The sequence below is a fragment of the Microcosmobacter mediterraneus genome, assembly GCF_031846265.1.
GTDB lineage: Bacteria > Bacteroidota > Bacteroidia > Flavobacteriales > Flavobacteriaceae > Microcosmobacter > Microcosmobacter mediterraneus.
The window spans coordinates 567,227-583,774 of the sequence record NZ_JAVRIA010000002.1 but is presented as its reverse complement, the minus strand read 5'-3'; the positions used below and the strand labels follow the sequence as shown (position 1 = coordinate 583,774).

Sequence of the window (16,548 nt, the reverse complement as noted above, 5' to 3'; positions counted from 1 at the left end):
AAAAATATTCATGAGATTTCTGCCCTCGCAGGAATGACAATACTATGGTACTTCAATAACATTAACAATTTTATTAATGATATCCTCTGAGGTTACATTTTCTGCTTCTGCCTCATAAGTTATGCCTATTCTGTGTCTTAAAACATCGTGAACAACTGCTCTAACATCTTCTGGTATTACATAACCTCTGCGTTTAATAAAAGCATAGCATTTTGCTGCTGTAGCCAAATTAATACTTCCACGTGGCGATGCACCAAAAGAAATTAATGGCTGCAAATCAGATAATTTATATTGGTCTGGATAACGTGTAGCGAAAACAATATCTAAAATATATTTCTCTATCTTTTCATCCATGTAAACTTCTCTCACAGCCTCTTGTGCTTTTAGAATCTGTTCTACAGAAACTACAGGATTAACCTTATCGAAAGCACCTTTTAAATTTGCTCTAACAATTAATTGTTCCTCAGCTAATTTTGGATAATCGATTACAGTTTTTAGCATAAAACGGTCTACTTGAGCTTCTGGTAAAGGATACGTTCCTTCTTGCTCAACAGGGTTTTGAGTAGCCATAACTAAAAATGGTTTATCTAAAATAAAGGTTTCATCTCCGATAGTTACTTGTTTCTCTTGCATAGCCTCTAACAAAGCAGACTGCACTTTAGCTGGAGCTCTATTAATCTCATCTGCAAGAACGAAGTTGGCAAAAATAGGCCCCTTTTTTATTGAGAAATCATTTTCTTTAATATTATAGATTAAAGTACCAACCACATCTGCTGGTAATAAATCTGGAGTAAATTGAATTCGGCTAAAACTACCATCAACAGCCTGAGATAAGGTATTAATGGCCAAAGTTTTTGCTAAACCCGGAACACCTTCTAGTAAAATATGACCTTGTCCTAACAAACCAATCAGCAATCGTTCAACCATATGTTTTTGTCCAACAATAACCTTGTTCATTTCTAAGGTTAATAAGTCTACAAAAGCACTTTCCTTTTCTATTTTCTCATTAATCGATTTAATATCAATTGTACCTGTTTCTTCCATATTTTAAAAAATTTTGAGCCTCCAATTTAGGTTCGTTTTTTAAGAGATGCAAATTGTTAAAATTATTCTTGTATTGCTGTTAACAATTGGTTAAAAATTCAGTATTTAAAATAGGTTTAAGAGTTTTTTGTTTTCTATTTTTAATCTCGAAATTTAAATTATGAAGAATAGAAATTATTCCAAAATCATTTCTGGAACCATGACTTGGGGACAATGGGGAAAAGCATTAGATACAAATGGCATGGTTTCTTTAATTAATCATTGCTTAGAATTAGGTATTACAACTTTTGATCACGCCGATATTTATGGAGGTTACACCACTGAAAAAGAATTTGGTAAAGCATTGACAAATAGCAATATAGATAGATCAGAAATACAACTAATCTCTAAGTGTGGCATTCAGTATATGGCTGAAAATCGTACTAATAAAGTAAAACACTATAACTATAGTAAAGACTATATAATTTGGTCTGTTGAAGAGTCACTAAAACATTTAGAAACAGATTATTTAGACCTACTATTACTTCATAGACCAAGTCCATTAATGGATGCCAACATTATAGCAGAAGCTGTAGCTATTTTAAAAAAAGACGGTAAAATCATTGACTTTGGTGTTTCAAACTTTACGCCTTCGCAAATAGAAATGATTAGTTTGCGTTCAGATATAGATGTCAATCAGATTGAGTTTTCACTTACTCAACATAGTGCTATGCACGATGGAACACTAGACTATATGAAAACTTGCGGCATTAAACCAATGGCTTGGTCGCCATTAGGAAACGTTTTTAGAGACGATACTGAGCAAACCAGACGTATACATAAACAATTGGGTGAATTACTAGACAAGTATAATGCAACTGAAGATCAGCTATTATTAGCTTGGATACTTAAGCATCCTGCTAACATTTCCCCAGTTATTGGTACAACTATTACTAAACGACTATCACAAGCTATGGAGGCTTGCAAAATTGAGTTAGAGTTAGAAGATTGGTTTTTAATATTAGTGGCTTGTCAAGGTCATAAAGTTCCTTAATAATTTAATTATGAGTAAAACAGTATTAATAACAGGAGCCACTAGTGGTATTGGTAAAGCAACGGCTTATGAGTTAGCCAAACATGGCTATAAACTTATACTTTGTGGACGACGACAACATCGCTTAGATTCTATTTCTAAAGACCTATTAAAACTAACTAAAGTAACAACCTTAAACTTTGATGTTAGAGATAATGATGCTATACTAAAATCAATTAATAATCTTCCTGAAGATTATAAACATATTGAAATATTAATAAATAATGCTGGTAATGCTCATGGTCTTGATCCTGTAGATACTGCCTCTTTAGATGATTGGGATGCAATGATAGATATTAATGTAAAAGGATTACTATACGTTAGTAAAGCCATTATTCCACAAATGAAAGATAGAACATCTGGTCATATTATTAATATTGGTTCCTCTGCTGGTAAAGAAGTCTATCCTAAAGGTAATGTATATTGTGCAAGTAAACATGCTGTCTTGGCTGTAACAGAAGGTATGCGTATTGATTTGAATCCTTACGATATTAAAGTTTCTGCTATTAATCCAGGTTTAGTTGAAACCGAATTTTCCGAGGTTCGTTTTAAAGGTGATGCTAAAGCAGATAATGTTTACAAAGGTTATAAAGCGTTGCAGGCAGAAGACATTGCAGAAATTATTCACTTCTGCATAAGTAGGCCTTCACATGTTAATATGGCTGATGTTTTAGTGTTTCCTCAAGCACAGGCAAACTCAACAATAGTTAAAAAATCATTATAAATTAAGAAGATTCCTGCCTTAAAGGAATGACAATTATGATTAATAAACGTTTACTTATCAAGAATCTTTTGGCTCACAATGATGAGAACAGTTTCTATGATAAAAAACGAAAAATAAACATTAGCGAAAAAGAAGGTAAGGCTAAATTTTTGAAACATATTTGCGCACTGTCTAATAGCAACCCAAAAAACAACTCTTACATCGTGGTTGGTGTCCAAGATGAAGACAATAAAATTATTGGTGTTGATTTTTTTGATGACAGTAAAATTCAAAACCTAATTAATGCGTATTTAGAAAATCCACCAATTGTTCAGTACGAGAATATTCCTTTTCCACACCTTCCCGATCATAAGGTTGTTGGTTTAGTAACCATTAGAGCTATTGAAAAACTAACCTCGCTCAGAAAAAATATTTGGAAATATTATGGAGGCTCTGTGTTTTTTAGAGACGGAAGCATGAGTATGCCAAAAGTTTTCGATATTAAAATTGAAGACGTTAATTCTAAAATAGTCGCAGCTATTGAAGCGCATGCTCAAAATAATATTCAGTACACTTTAGATGCCGTATTTGAATTCATGGAAAAGCGACAAGATTTTAATCCTCAGTATAAAGTCTTTAAAGAGTATTTTGTGGTGTGTTGGTCTGGTTTAAAAAAGATGATAAAAAACGAAACACTTTATTCAAGAGTAGATATAGAACTCATTAACGAACAAGTTCGTTTATTTTTTTCAACCTTAGACGAGGTCAGTATTAGTTATAATAATGATTCTTTTGAAATTGTTGAGTATGTGAGTTTAGGACTTCAAAACTCTTTTGAGTATCTTGAACTTGAACAGACCATTATTAAATTTGATGATAATGCTAATTACCAAATAGACACTCAATTATTATTTAAGCCTCCACAGTTTAATAAACGATCATTATATCATATTCTCAATGCCAATAACGCTTTATTAGAAAAAATAAAGAAAGGATTAAAGCTAACAAAAAATGAATTGGTGGATGTTAATAACCTTCCAGCTACCTATTTGATATGCTATTTAAACAATTTTAATGATGCTTTAGATAAGCTTCACGAAGCAAAACCTTATTTAAAAACACATCATAAAGCAGCTTATGTAGCCTATAAAGAAGCTGTAAGAATTTTACGAAAAGTAAAGTATAGTTAATCCAATAATCCACAGCTACCAACTATACAATTTTTCTTACCAATTATACTATTATCAACGTTGATTACATTAATTATCCTCAAATTTACTTCGCTATTAATCAATGGGATAAATCTTGATTGGATCAACTTATGTTGTATTCGTCAAGATTTTTTTCATTCTGCAAAATCTTATCCAAAAAAAAATAAACAGCACGATAAACGACCTTAAAAAACGACTAAATACCACCTGTTGTTTTTTGTAGATTTTTTATGCTTTTTGTAGGTTTTTTTAGAATCCTTAAAACTTAATAGCGATGTTTGTACTGCTATTAATCAATAAAACAAATCTTGTAAAGTTGGCGACGGTCAGTTGAGCAAGATTTTTTTTGTTCTACACTTAAATGAAGTTTAGATAATTAAATTCTTTATTTAATATTTCTCTATCATCCACTTCTAACCATTTATTTAAGACTGTTGCGTAGATTGTTCTAAAATCAATTTCAAACTTAATGTCTCCATTATCATCAAGATCGTTTAGTTTAGTAAGTTCATTGTAGAATCCTGGTGTTTTTAAATCTTCGCCTAAGATAAATACATTATTTGCTGTACCATGATCTGTTCCATTAGCTGCATTCTGAGCTACTCGTCTTCCAAATTCTGAAAAGGTTAAAATAAGTGTATCTCTAAAGGTGTCTTGAGATTTTAAATCCTCTACAAAAGCTTCAATAGCTTCTGCATAAATTCCGAGCAAACGCTTTTGTGTTCCTTGCTGGTTAGCATGTGTATCAAAACCTCCCAAAGAGGCATAATATACTGATGTGTCTAAACCAGAATTAATAAATTGAGCTGTCGTTTTTAACTGCTTGCCAAATGAATGTTGCGGATAATCTGCAGTACCTAACTTTATTTTTGTTTTTTCGTAAATATACTGGGCAGAAGATTTGGCTTGAATAAGCGTTTTATACAAATAACCTAAGTTATGCTCACTTAAATGCGCATCATTATAATGTTCAGCAATATCTGATAAAAAAGGATCTTTACCTGTTCTGTAAAGTACCCTATGATCTTTAGTTGCAATACCTCTATGATGCTTACCTTTCATTGCCAAGGATAAAGTTTCATTTACCTCTATAGCATTGTAAGCTTTTTTAGCATGCATATCCAAGTACCTACCAATCCAACCTGTTTTTAAATATGAATTAGAATCACTAGCTGTTTGCCAAATATCCATGGATCTAAAATGAGATCGATTAGGATTTGGATAACCAACATTATTTACAATACTTAGGTAGCCATCATCATATAATCGTTGTAAAGGCTCCAAGCTCTCATGAAAACCTAGCGTGCCATTAATTTTAATAATGTTCTTAGCAATACCAAGACTTGGTCTAGCCTTGTAATAAAAATCATTAGTGTAAGGAATTATAGTATTTAGTCCATCATTCCCACCAGACAATTGCACAATAACTAATCGTTTAAATCCTTTGGTTCTAAATGTTGCGCCTTCCAAGGCTTTAACAAAGCTAGGCACCATAAATGCGCTACTAGCTAGGGCTGAATTTTTTAAAAATTGTCTTCTCTCCATAACTAGCACATTTGGTATTCTGGTATAGACATCAATTGCACGCAAAAATCTCGTTGTGACACTTTACTCAATGAGTCTAAATATTGTCGTGTTCCTTCACTTAATCTAGAATTGATGAGGTTGTCTCTTAATGTTGTATTAGAATAATGACCATAAGATTTGAAAAAGTAATCCCAACTAGCTTTTACTTTAAAAGGTAATTTGTTTTTATTTTTCTTAGTGTAATAGTCTCTAAAAGCATCATTAAAATCACCTTTAGCTTTATAAGGAATTTGAGCATGATTCAATAATAAAGAAGGTAAACGCAAACGAACCATAATGGTGTTGACATCAATCCAAGAGCTACCACCTTCCCAGCCAGCAACATTAGGTGGTTTTAGCAATACTTGTCCTAACAAATATTGAATTTTAAAGATGTCTTTTTCATCTTCAAACTCTACAGGTATAGTCTTATATATTCCTGCTAAAAGATCTATTGGAGATTTTATTTTTGTGCCTATATTATTATTATCATAAAACCAATTAGACATAAATACAAAACGCATTAATTTAGCGATATTATAATTCCCATAAAACACCTCAACCATTTGGTTAATATGCTCCTTTACCAGATTTTGATTAACAAAATAACAATAAATCTTTTCACAGATAAAACGTGCGCATTGTTTTTCCTTTAAAATTATATCAATAATATCGTTACCATCAAAACCTCCCGATCTGCCTAGAAAAAATTTAACACCATAATCATGTTGGTAGGCTCTAAAGAAAAACTTCCCTTCAAAATTATGTCCATGACCTGTAAATGCTCTCGCACATTCTTTAATATCATTTTCAGAATAATGCCCTATTCCTAAGGTGAAAAGTTCTAATAACTCCCTTGCAAAATTCTCATTTGGGCTACTTTTTTTATTTTGGTTGTTATTAAGATACCTTATCATAGCAGCAGATTTAGAAACTGCTCTAATGAAATCTCCAAAATCTCCAAGAGCATGCTTGCGTAAAACATTGATAAACTGCTGCATATACACTGGACTTGAATCTTCACAAGAAAAATGATTGGCCCAAAACAAAGTCATACGCTCTGTTAAGTCACCATTATTCATTAAACTATTAATCCAAGCTGTATTAAGCTTTCTTATCTTTTCCCTATTTATAGCTGCAAGGTTCTTACGTAAGTTTTTATCATTTTTAAACTGCATAAAGCTAACGCCATCATAATGAGAAAGATCAATTTTAATAGGCTTAACCTTCCTTGTTGATTTGAGTAATTCGACAACAACTTCTTTTCTGGAATAATTTTGAATCGCATACTGTTGTTTTGGAAGTATACCAAAACAAGCTCTCCAATATAAATGTTGTATGTGTTTGCTATGCATAATGATTAGACCTTATTACTTAATTAAGGTTTAATTAAATACGTCAAAAGTCATTCCAAAAGATGTTAAGAAAAAAAGCCGTTTCTAAAGAAACGACTTTTTATATCATTATAGTATAAATAAATTAAACTCCTCCATCTAATTCTTCTTGCCAGTCCCAAAGCTTTTGCCACTGACCTTCGTATGCCAAACGTGCTTGTTCTGGCCAAGTTCCTGGCTTATGGATTTTATAACGCTCTCCTCCACTATCTAAAACAGATTGGCATTTTTCTTGACTGCATTGAGATAGTTCTCTCCAAGTATGCACACCATGATTATGAAATAACTCTTGAATTTTTGGGCCAATCCCTTCAACAATAGTTAAATCATTCTCTTTAATTTTCTTGCCAAATATTGCCTTAGCTGCATCAGCATCAAAAGCAATAGCTGTAGCACCTGCTGCAAAAGATGATGCTAAGTTTGCAGATTTACTTGCACGACAAGCCTCTAAATCGGCTTCTAACTGAGCAACTCTATCATTGTTTCCTTCTCCTCCTAATAATCTTCCTAGTAAATATCCCAATAAAGCTGAAATCAATCCTGTAAGTATTGGAATTAATAAACATGTATTCATAATTTTATATTTTAATAAGTTTTAGTTTAGTTAATGGTTACGACTGTACGTCTATTTTTAGTTTTACCTTCTTCTGTTGTATTATCAGCAATTGGTTCTGTTTGGCCTTTTGAAGATGTTACAATATTGCCACTTAAAATACCATTTCTGATTAGATAATTTTTAGCAAAATCTGCACGTTGTTGACCAAGCACAACATTATTGGCGGCATCACCAGTATTGTCTGTATGACCAACTACTTGAACTTTTACTCCCATTTTATCAACACATCGAGAGATGTCTGCAATTTTTTGGCGTTGCTCTACAGTAAGGTTTATCGCTGCTTCTCCAGTATTAAAATACAATACTAATGGATTTGCTTTAATAGCCTCGCAAGAAGCTTTAAGTGCATCGCCATCTGCAGTATTCCCTTCTACTCGAGTACTAATTCCAAAATCTAAAGGCCCAAAGAATACATTGTCTGCATTAGGCACTAAATCGTCATTTAATTTTCCGTAAGTATTAATTAGTCGAGACGAAACTCCTTTAGAAATAAAATGATTCTTAACAGCGTTAGCTCTTGCTAATCCTAAATTTGGAAACGCAGAATTATTAGTTTCTTCACTGGTATAATATCCTGTGATATTTAATCGCTTAAGATTGTTAGTGTCTAAATAATCTTTTAATTGTATAATACCATCGTTAACGTTTCCAGAAATAGAATCAAGGAGACTAAACTGAGAAGCATTAAAGTTAAAATTATCATCAATGTTTAAAGAAAAATCACCATTATCATCCTTAAATGCAAAAGGGTTTACTGTGGTTTTTTTTGTTTCAACAAAATTGTTGTCTACTACTGTCTCTTCTATTTTGTCTTTGCGATCGCAAGAATCTTCTTTGCAACAACCACAACAGAATTTCCAATACAAAAATGTTCCGAGAATAATAGTGAGCAAAATACCTAAGAGGTAAGTCGTTTTTTTACTCATGTGTTAGTGTTTTAAGTTAATAGTTTACCATAAATATGAAACACGAATAAAAAAAAAGTCACATTTTTAAAAATGTGACTTTTCTATTAAATGATAAATTTAATTACAAATCAAACTTAATACCTTGTGCTAAAGGCAATTCATCTGAATAATTTATAGTATTCGTCTGTCTTCTCATGTACACTTTCCAAGCATCAGATCCAGACTCACGTCCACCACCTGTTTCTTTTTCTCCTCCAAAAGCGCCACCAATTTCTGCTCCAGAAGTTCCTATGTTTACATTAGCAATACCACAATCTGATCCAGCATATGATAAGAACTTCTCGGCTTCTTTCATTTCGGCTGTCATTATAGACGATGATAAACCTTGAGCAACTCCGTTTTGCATAGTAATTGCATTTTCAACATCTCCTAAATACTTCATTAAGTATAAAATTGGAGCAAATGTTTCATGCTGAACGATTTCAAAATGATTTTCAGCTTCAATAATAGCTGGCTTAACGTAACAACCACTTTCGTACCCTTCTCCTTCTAAAACACCACCTTCAACTAATACCTTCCCTCCTTCTGCTTTAGCTTTTTCAATAGCAGCTAAGTAAGTATTAACAGCATCTTTATCAATTAATGGTCCTACATGATTATTTTCATCTAAAGGATTACCAATTCTAATTTGTCCGTAAGCTCCGACAATTGCATCACGTACTTTATCGTAAACCGATTCATGAATAATTAATCGACGTGTACTAGTACAACGTTGACCACAAGTTCCAACAGCGCCAAATACAGCACCAGGAACCACAACTTTTAAATCGGCAGTTGGAGTAATAATAATAGCATTGTTTCCTCCCAATTCTAATAGCGATTTCCCAAAACGTTCAGCTACAGTAGCTCCGACTATACGTCCCATTCTTGTAGAACCTGTAGCAGAAACTAAAGGAATACGTGTATCTGTTGTGATATACTCTCCAACTCTATAATCGCCATTTACAATACAAGAAATACCCTCTGGTAAATCGTTTGCTTTTAAAACTTCTGCAATAATGTTTTGACAAGCTACAGAACATAAAGGGGCTTTCTCAGAACCTTTCCAAACACAAACATCACCACAAATCCATGCCAATGCTGTATTCCAAGCCCAAACTGCTACAGGGAAGTTAAAAGCAGAAATTATACCTACAACACCTATTGGGTGCCATTGCTCACGCATAACGTGTCCTGGTCTTTCAGATGGAATAACTTGTCCGTTTAACTGACGAGATAAACCAACAGCAAAATCACAGATGTCAATCATTTCCTGAACCTCACCTAAACCTTCTTGGTAAGATTTTCCCATTTCGTAAGAGACTAATTTTCCTAGAGGCTCTTTTAAGTCTCTTAATTTATTACCAAACTGACGCACAACTTCTCCTCGCTGAGGTGCAGGAACAGCTCTCCAAGTTGTAAAAGCATTTGTTGCAGCGTTCATTACTTTATCGTAATCTTCTCTTGTAGTAGTTTTTACTTTCCCGATTAATTTACCATCAACAGGAGAGTAACTTTCAATAATCTCTCCATTAGAAAAATTATGAGAACCTGTAGATGTTCCGTTGTTTATATCCTTAACTCCTAATTGCTTAAGCGCTTCCTGGATTCCGAAATCAGTTGCAACTGCTTCCATATATATTTTAATTTTAAAAATTAGTATAATTCGTCGCGAAGATACTAAATTAGTAGAGTTCTTTATTAGAAATAACTCTTAAAACATTACCTTTAGAATTCATTCTTTATTACCTCATTTATTATGAAAAATTTCATCTTTTCTGTTTTATGCATCAGTCTTTTATGGTCTTGTAAAAAAGACTCTACTCCAGAAGACATAAGATCTAATTCACAAGAAGAAACTGCCATAAAGAAGCCTGAATTTGCTATCATTATTCATGGAGGTGCTGGAACCATTTTGAAAAAAAATATGACTCCAGAAAAAGAAGCCGCCTACAAAGCGAAACTGGAAGAGGCTATTAGAGTTGGTTATAATGTACTTAAAAACGGAGGCTCAAGTTTAGATGCAGTAACCAAAACCATTAATGTTATGGAAGACTCTCCATTGTTTAATGCTGGAAAAGGTGCTGTATTCACAAATGCTGAAACCAATGAATTAGATGCCTCAATAATGGATGGCCAATCTCTAGATGCTGGAGCATCTGCAGGAACAACTAATGTAAAGAATCCCATTAATTTAGCAAGAACTATTATGGAAGATTCACCACATGTAATGCTGGCAAGTTCTGGTGCAGAACAGTTTGCGAAAGAACGTGGTTTAGAGATTGTAGATCCTTCATATTTTTATACTGAAAATAGAATGGAATCTTTAAAACGCGTAAAAGCTGTGATGGAAACCGAAACAAATACTAATTTAAAATCTGCATTTTATGATCACGACATTAAAGATTCAAAATTTGGAACTGTTGGTTGCGCAGCTTTAGATAGAAATGGAAATCTTGCCGCTGGCACCTCTACAGGTGGAATGACCAATAAACGTTGGGGACGCGTTGGCGATGCACCAATTATAGGTTCTGGCACTTATGCCAATAATGCTACATGTGCAGTATCTAGCACAGGTTGGGGCGAATTTTTTATACGTGCTCAAGTTGCGCATGATATCTCTGCATTAATGGATTACAAAGGTGTGAGCTTAAAAGAGGCTTCAAAACTAGTTTTGGATAAGGTTAAAGCTTTAGGTGGTAATGGTGGAATCGTCGCAGTCGATAAACATGGCAATATGGTTGCTGAGTTTAATACTGCTGGTATGTACAGAGCAACAATGAACGATAAGGGTGAGTTGGAAATTGGCATTTATGAGCAATAACCCTTCCCTTTTTAAGAGAAGGAATTCTCCTCCATGAAAGAGAGGAGTGGGTTCTGACCTAAAAGGTTAGAAGTCGAGGTGGTTTATTTTTGTAACATTTCACTATCTTCATACACTTATAATTAACCAACCTCAACGACTACCATCAACCTAATTTGCTTTCAAATAGAAAGTGAATGATTACATTTTTTAGACGACTCCGTCAAAAACTTCTTTCCGAAAATAAATTTTCGAAATATCTTATGTATGCCATTGGTGAAATTATCCTTGTAGTGATTGGAATTTTGATAGCTCTACAGGTTAACAATTGGAATGAAAAAAGAAAAGCTAAAGCTAAATTTACAAATACGATAGAACAGGTTTATAATGCATTAGATAGCGATTACAATTATTTTTCAAGATCTCATTTTAATCTAGGTTATCAAATGAAACTTATAGACAGTCTCATTTATCACCCTCTAAAGGTCAATAGAGAACTACTTCCGTTTTATGTGTTTTATTCACAGATTAAACCAAGTGATCAATTTAAATCTGAGGTTAATTTTTACTTAGATAATTTAGAATTTGACACCAATAATCTAAAGGAAAGTAACTTAATCAAAAACATATCATCATATGGTTCTCAAGTTCAGACCGATTATTTTAATGATAATGAAGCTAATTTTATAGCGCCCTTTTTAAAGGAGATTAACGTTGCCAATCCAGTTTTAATATTTGGTTTTTCGGCATTAAATAATTTTTCATCAGTAAATAATTCATTCTTTAATATTCAGCACCAAGAGCAAATGCTGGAGTTAATACAAACCGAATCTTTTAGAAATGCGCTTATTTCAACAAACAGGCAAAATGAGTTAATACTGATTTTTATTTCGGACTACATGGACGATATTTATTACAATATGAAATCGGTTAAAGACTATGAACCAGGTGTGAAATTATTTTATAATAATGTTGGTGTTTTAGGTTCGGCTACAACCAATGGTTGGGAAAAAAGTATTCCAATGACACTTATAGATGCTAAACTAAATATTTGGGAGATAAAAATAGTATTGAAAGAAGGCGGTGTAAAATTTAGAACCAACGAAAGCTGGACAACTAATTGGGGAGGCGAGACTTTTCCAAAAGGAGAATGCATTTATTTTGGAGATAACATTGAAGTAAAAGAAGCTGGTTATTACCATATTAGACTAGATTTATTGAAAAAAAACTATCAATTTATACCTATTGAGAATGATTAAATTCTCTCGTAAAATCCGTCAATACCTCCTCATGGAAAACAAAACAGGAAAATACTTTAAATATGCTATTGGTGAAATTATCCTTGTGGTTATAGGGATTTTGATAGCTCTACAGATTAATAATTGGAATGAGCATAAAAAAGAAAGAGCCCAAGAAAAAGAACTGCTTGAGCAATTACAATCAGAGTTTCAAAGTAATCTAGAGCAATTAGACCAAAAGATTGAGATTAGAAAAAAAATGGTTGCATCTTGCCTTAAACTACTTTATTATGTGGACAATCCCGAAAAGAGACAAGCAGATAGTATATTAAGTAATCTAGGGTACACATTTCTGGCACCTACTTTTGATCCTATTGTTAACGATATAAATAGTTCTGGTAGAATACAATTACTAAAAAACCCTGAGCTAAAAGAAAAGCTATCACGTTGGACTAGCGAAATCATTCAAGTTACAGAAGAAGAACAAGTGTGGTTAACTTACAGAAATAACCATTATACTCCCATAATATTAAAACACCATGTATTCAGAAAGATGGTAAATAAATATTGGGAAAACAATATTATAGAAAATTTTCATTTAGATGATGGTACAAAAACACAATTTTTCTTGGGTAAATCAAAATCTGCAACAAGCTTAGATGATCTAATAGACGATCCACAATTTGAAACTCATATGGCTCAATGCGCCTCATTTGCTAAACTTACCAATAGCCAATCCTTTAGCTTACGAAACAGAATAACAGGACTATTAGACTTAATTAATAACGAATTAGATAAGCTAGATGATTAAGATTTTTAGAAAAATACGATATAACCTCATGGAAACAGGAAAAACAGGCAAATACTTTAAATATGCCATTGGCGAGATTATCCTTGTAATGATAGGAATACTTCTTGCTTTACAAGTCAATAATTGGAACAACAATCGCATCGATGCTAAACGTGAGGCCAATTATATAAAAAACATTGAGCGCGACCTTAATAATCAGCTAAAAGCCATTCAAACACAAATAGACTTTGAAGCTGAAGTAGCGGATAATTGTAAACTAGCTCTTAAATCCTATAACGACACTAATGCATTAAAAATAGATAGCACATTTGCCGTTGCCTTAGGATCCATATCTACAAGAAGAACTTTTCTTAATCCTAATCCTGCTTATATAGAGCTTATTTCCTCAGGTAATATTGAGCTTCTAAAAAATGAAACCTTTAAAGATAAGCTCATTAATTATTACGAAGAGTTAGAGCGCATTGAAAAAGTAATTGACGGCAATAATTCATTGTATACAGACCAAGAATTTATACCGACTGCACTTAAATTTGGTGTCATGGATGCTAGTGAAGACTGGAAAAATATTTTTAGAAGTTATAGGAGACAATATAGTAGTCCAAACCCCTTAACCAAGGAAAATATGAAGCGTTTATTAGGCATAAGTGCTAGAGTACTTCAAAATGAAGAAAACGAGTTGTTATTTATTAACCACTTAGCATCTAGGGAAGGGTATGCAATGGTCCATATTTTACTCTTAACAGAATTTAAAATTCAAACACAAAAATTATTAGAAGCTATTAAAGACTATTAAATGATTAAATTCTTTAGACATATTCGTCAAAACTTGCTCATGGAAAATAAAACAGGTAAATACTTTAAATACGCCATTGGCGAAATCATCTTAGTCGTTCTAGGAATACTTATTGCGCTACAGATTAATAATTGGAATGAAACACAAAAAGGCAACAAACTTGCTAAAAATTATGCAATAGGCTTAGTTAGAGACCTATCTCTAGATACCTCGCAATTGAATAATTATATAAAATTCCATGAACGAACTATCTCTGGATTAAATGCGCTAATTAGACATAAAGACAAAGATTTAAATAATACTAGCGTCAACGATTCTGTATATAAGCTATTTCGTTTAAATTGCTTGAATATTGCTGAATTTGAAAGTAATCAAAACACTCTCACACAAATAAAAAATACTGGAGATTTAGTTTTATTTGATGAGCAAATTAGAGATAGTATTATAGTTAATGAATTATCCTACAATTCGGTTCTAAGTCAAGGTCGGTTTTATAAAAATGCCTATGATGATAATATGGAACTCTCAAAAAAGGTTTTTGACTATACTGTGTTTATTGATACAACGTATTTTATACTAAAAAACAATACTAGATTATACACTGGGAAACAATTTCCAAAAGCTAATTACGACCATGGTTTAAAACAACTATTATTTAATGAGATAACAATTTTGAAAGGAGTTTCAGAACTTTATTTAGCTGGTGAATTAAAACCGCACCTAAAGAATACAGAACGAATAATTAATTTCCTATCAAAAACTTATGATTTAAAATCAGAATCCCAGTATTAAAAGAAGTATGATTAAATTCTTTAGACATATACGTAAATCGTTAATTGAAAAAAAACAAATGGGAAAATACTTTAAATACGCTATTGGTGAAATAATACTCGTTGTTATTGGTATTCTCATTGCGCTACAGATTAATAATTGGAATCAGCAACAAAAAGAAAATGTATTTGAAAGAAAAGTTCTGAATGAAATTTTATCTGATACTGAAGAAGACATTAAACAAATGAAAATTGCCATTAAAAGTATAAATGAAAGCGATTTATCTTATAAATACATAATAAACGCTTTTGATAAAAATTTAGCTTATACAGACTCAATGGATACTCATTTTGCATATGCATTAAGGTTTTGGTCATTATCTCCAAATTCGACCGCTTTTGAAACCGCTAAAACAGAAGGATTATATTTTATTAAAAATGATTCTATAAGATTTAACTTGGCAAAAGTGAATACCTATTGGTATGATTATGTTAAAGTATTGGAAAGTAGATGGCAAGATTACAATACGACTATTGTTCAACCGTATTGTCTATCGTTATTCGATTACTACAATTTAAATAAAATGAAGCCTACAAATTATGAAAAGTTAAAAAAAGACACTACTTATAAAGGTATTCTAAAATCATTGAAAGCAATGAAAATTAGATATGTAGAGACTTTAAATGTTCGCCTTAATTTGGTAAGCGAATTAAACGAAAAACTTAAAGATGAATTAGATGATTAAATTCTTCCGTCATATTCGTCAAAACTTACTTATGGAAAATAAAACAGGTAAATACTTTAAATACGCTATAGGAGAAATTATCCTGGTCGTTATAGGAATCCTGATAGCACTACAGATTAATAATTGGAATACAGATCAAGGAAATAGTAAAAAAGAAGAACAGTACCTCAATAATTTAGTGATTGATCTCAATGATCAAATACAAGTGATCGATGTACAAATAAACAGCGAACAAGGTTTTTGTTCTAACAGTAAGATTATACTAGACGCTTTTAATAACACTAGAGTGTTTGTGTTCGATTCTACTATACTTAAGGCTGCTAATATGCTTCAAGATCGTAGAACGTTTAAAATTGTAAACCCAACCTACACAGAATTAATTAATACTGGAGACATGAAGCTTATCAGCAATGAATCTTTTAGAAACAGACTTGTCTCGTATTATCAAGAAATAGATCGTATTAAAGAGGTTATAAAGCTTAATAATAGTTATTTTATTGATACAGAACTTGGTCCCAAAATAAGAACGTTAGTTCCTACTTATTGGGCAGAACCAGCTAACTATGATTACTATACAAAAAATGCCATGCCTTATGAAGGTGGTATATCAGTTGAAAAAATTAGTGCTTTAATGCAGATTACACAAAATAAGCTTAAAGATAAAAACACATTACTACAATTTATTAATTTGGTTGCAAGCCGTTACGATTATGGCTGGTTTCACACACAAATTATGCTAACCAAAAAGACCGAAACACAACAACTACTGGATGAATTAAACAAGCTAATTCAATAGGTCTTATCAGTTCGAGTCGTTATTAAACATTATTAATA

Annotated in this window: 16 protein-coding genes; 10 read left to right on the top strand and 6 right to left on the bottom strand. The window is 32.3% G+C overall.

Annotated elements, in window-relative coordinates; translation table 11 throughout:
• Positions 1 to 42: 42 nt before the first annotated feature.
• Positions 43 to 1,044 carry an AAA family ATPase gene (locus tag RM697_RS06060; RefSeq protein WP_311426966.1) on the bottom strand — a complete coding sequence of 334 codons (1,002 nt, stop codon included), beginning with the start codon at positions 1,042 to 1,044 and terminating at the stop codon, positions 43 to 45.
• Positions 1,045 to 1,204: 160 nt separating this feature from the next.
• Between RM697_RS06060 and RM697_RS06055 the strand changes: the two genes are divergently transcribed.
• From RM697_RS06055 to RM697_RS06045, 3 genes are read left to right on the top strand one after another with little or no spacing between them, the layout of a single operon-like run.
• Positions 1,205 to 2,077 (top strand): aldo/keto reductase, encoded by an 873-nt coding sequence (locus RM697_RS06055; RefSeq protein ID WP_311426965.1) that lies wholly within the window; start codon positions 1,205 to 1,207, stop codon positions 2,075 to 2,077.
• A gap of 10 nt (positions 2,078 to 2,087) precedes the next feature.
• Positions 2,088 to 2,840, top strand: coding sequence for an SDR family NAD(P)-dependent oxidoreductase (locus tag RM697_RS06050; RefSeq protein ID WP_311426964.1), 753 nt, complete (start codon positions 2,088 to 2,090; stop codon positions 2,838 to 2,840).
• A gap of 35 nt (positions 2,841 to 2,875) precedes the next feature.
• Positions 2,876 to 4,009 carry an ATP-binding protein gene (locus RM697_RS06045; protein ID WP_311426963.1) on the top strand — a complete coding sequence of 378 codons (1,134 nt, stop codon included), beginning with the start codon at positions 2,876 to 2,878 and terminating at the stop codon, positions 4,007 to 4,009.
• 378 nt (positions 4,010 to 4,387) lie between these two features.
• Here RM697_RS06045 and RM697_RS06040 read toward each other — a convergent pair whose 3' ends face one another.
• The 5 genes from RM697_RS06040 to amaB form a co-directional block, all read right to left on the bottom strand.
• On the bottom strand, positions 4,388 to 5,575 hold the full coding sequence (locus RM697_RS06040; RefSeq protein WP_311426962.1) for a DUF1501 domain-containing protein: 1,188 nt from the start codon (positions 5,573 to 5,575) through the stop codon (positions 4,388 to 4,390).
• A 2-nt stretch (positions 5,576 to 5,577) separates the two neighbouring features.
• On the bottom strand, positions 5,578 to 6,951 hold the full coding sequence (locus RM697_RS06035) for a DUF1800 domain-containing protein (RefSeq protein ID WP_311426961.1): 1,374 nt from the start codon (positions 6,949 to 6,951) through the stop codon (positions 5,578 to 5,580).
• A 124-nt stretch (positions 6,952 to 7,075) separates the two neighbouring features.
• Positions 7,076 to 7,564: a helix-hairpin-helix domain-containing protein gene (locus RM697_RS06030; protein ID WP_311426960.1), complete on the bottom strand. Its 489-nt coding sequence runs from the start codon at positions 7,562 to 7,564 to the stop codon at positions 7,076 to 7,078.
• 26 nt (positions 7,565 to 7,590) lie between these two features.
• Positions 7,591 to 8,532: an OmpA family protein gene (locus RM697_RS06025; protein ID WP_311426959.1), complete on the bottom strand. Its 942-nt coding sequence runs from the start codon at positions 8,530 to 8,532 to the stop codon at positions 7,591 to 7,593.
• A 103-nt stretch (positions 8,533 to 8,635) separates the two neighbouring features.
• Positions 8,636 to 10,189 carry an L-piperidine-6-carboxylate dehydrogenase gene (gene amaB, locus RM697_RS06020; protein ID WP_311426958.1) on the bottom strand — a complete coding sequence of 518 codons (1,554 nt, stop codon included), beginning with the start codon at positions 10,187 to 10,189 and terminating at the stop codon, positions 8,636 to 8,638.
• 123 nt (positions 10,190 to 10,312) lie between these two features.
• On the opposite strand from amaB, the gene RM697_RS06015 reads away from it, so the two are divergent.
• From RM697_RS06015 to RM697_RS05980, 7 genes are all read left to right on the top strand, one after another.
• On the top strand, positions 10,313 to 11,377 hold the full coding sequence (locus RM697_RS06015) for an isoaspartyl peptidase/L-asparaginase family protein (RefSeq protein WP_311426957.1): 1,065 nt from the start codon (positions 10,313 to 10,315) through the stop codon (positions 11,375 to 11,377).
• A gap of 176 nt (positions 11,378 to 11,553) precedes the next feature.
• Positions 11,554 to 12,615, top strand: a complete 1,062-nt coding sequence (locus RM697_RS06005; RefSeq protein ID WP_432277879.1) for a DUF6090 family protein — start codon at positions 11,554 to 11,556, stop codon at positions 12,613 to 12,615.
• Positions 12,608 to 13,405, top strand: coding sequence for a DUF6090 family protein (locus RM697_RS06000; protein ID WP_311426956.1), 798 nt, complete (start codon positions 12,608 to 12,610; stop codon positions 13,403 to 13,405). Before RM697_RS06005 ends, RM697_RS06000 begins: the two co-directional genes overlap by 8 nt.
• The gene (locus RM697_RS05995; protein ID WP_311426955.1) at positions 13,398 to 14,198 is read left to right on the top strand and encodes a DUF6090 family protein; all 801 of its coding nucleotides are present in this window, start codon (positions 13,398 to 13,400) and stop codon (positions 14,196 to 14,198) included. Before RM697_RS06000 ends, RM697_RS05995 begins: the two co-directional genes overlap by 8 nt.
• The gene (locus tag RM697_RS05990; RefSeq protein WP_311426954.1) at positions 14,199 to 14,990 is read left to right on the top strand and encodes a DUF6090 family protein; all 792 of its coding nucleotides are present in this window, start codon (positions 14,199 to 14,201) and stop codon (positions 14,988 to 14,990) included.
• 7 nt (positions 14,991 to 14,997) lie between these two features.
• Positions 14,998 to 15,714, top strand: a complete 717-nt coding sequence (locus tag RM697_RS05985) for a DUF6090 family protein (RefSeq protein WP_311426953.1) — start codon at positions 14,998 to 15,000, stop codon at positions 15,712 to 15,714.
• Positions 15,707 to 16,510 (top strand): DUF6090 family protein, encoded by an 804-nt coding sequence (locus RM697_RS05980; RefSeq protein ID WP_311426952.1) that lies wholly within the window; start codon positions 15,707 to 15,709, stop codon positions 16,508 to 16,510. Before RM697_RS05985 ends, RM697_RS05980 begins: the two co-directional genes overlap by 8 nt.
• Positions 16,511 to 16,548: the final 38 nt, after the last annotated feature.